1 pseudogene is annotated in these 582 nt (G+C 64.9%); it reads left to right on the forward strand.

Annotated features, from left to right (window positions below):
• Window positions 1–582 (forward strand): annotated as a pseudogene (locus tag EOA27_RS39350) (AsmA family protein); the annotation flags it as partial.

The following is a 582-nucleotide window of genomic DNA, read 5'->3' on the forward strand; positions in this document are numbered from 1 at the left end:
GGATGTCGACGAGGCGATCCGCCGGCTGCCCGCTGCAGGCTTCAAGGCCAAGGTCGACCTCAGCGAGAACCGGCAGTCCTTCAGCGACCTCGAGCTCATCCTGGGCAAGGCGAAATTTTCCGGCAGCATCGATTCCACCCAGCCGGATGGCGCCAGGCCTTCCGTGCTGATGCAACTGACGGGCGGCGAGATGGATCTGGACGGGCTCGCGGCCTTCGCTTCGATCTTCATCAGCGACAAGGGCGCTAACCGCTTTTCGGACCGCGATCTCGATTTCCAGATCAAGGCAGGTCCGGTCAGCGCCCTAGGCCTCAGCGCCGATACGGTCGATACCGCGCTGCGGCTGCGCGAGGGCCTGCTCGAGATCGACCGGCTGTCGATCGGCGGCCTGGCCGGCGCCTCGATCAGCGCCACGGGCCGGGTCAAGGATTTTCCGCAAAGCCCGACCGGCAAGCTCAACGCCTCCATCGTTGCTGTGGACCTCAAGCCGCTGATCGATGTCGCGGCCGAGCATTATCCCGACAATGCCGTGCTCAAAGGCCTGGCAAGCCGCGCGGCGGCCTATCCCGAACTGTTCCAAGA

Source organism: Mesorhizobium sp. M2A.F.Ca.ET.037.01.1.1 (assembly GCF_003998075.1).
Classification (GTDB): domain Bacteria; phylum Pseudomonadota; class Alphaproteobacteria; order Rhizobiales; family Rhizobiaceae; genus Mesorhizobium.